Consider the following 499-nt stretch of genomic DNA (forward strand, 5'->3'; position numbering starts at 1 on the left):
TCTCCTTACCTTTTGGCCCCCGTCCGCTGGTGTTTATTAGTCTGATGGTTGCGATAGCCGTGCTTTGCTCATGGGTTGGCGCACTCTGCTGGAACGTCGCCAGCCAGCGATTACCGACAGTGATTCTCGGGCCGCTGATCGTTTTCGAAACACTGGCAGGTTTGCTGTACACCTTTTTGATACGCCAGCAAATGCCGCCGCTGATGACGCTGAGCGGTATCGCGCTGTTAGTGGTTGGCGTGGTCATTGCAGTCTGAGCAAAAACGGAAAAGCCTTTAACTGAATCTGTCTCAGAAAGTTGACATACTGGCAGTGAGTTAAATAAGCCTCTGCTACGTAAGGGTTATAGCATTTGCCTTAAAGATGCATTTAAAATACATCTTATCTTATTAAGAATGAGGTATCAGCTATGGCTTATCGCGACCAACCTTTAGGTGAACTGGCGCTCTCTATCCCTCGCGCTTCGGCTCTGTTTCGTAAATATGATATGGATTACTGC

At 48.1% G+C, this 499-nt stretch carries 1 pseudogene; it reads left to right on the top strand.

The features are described 5' to 3' along the window. Positions 1-257 (top strand): annotated as a pseudogene (locus DCS96_RS18380) (EamA/RhaT family transporter); the annotation flags it as partial. Positions 258-499: the final 242 nt, after the last annotated feature.

It is taken from the genome of Zobellella maritima, assembly GCF_003075035.1.
Classification (GTDB): Bacteria; Pseudomonadota; Gammaproteobacteria; order Enterobacterales; family Aeromonadaceae; genus Oceanimonas; species Oceanimonas maritima.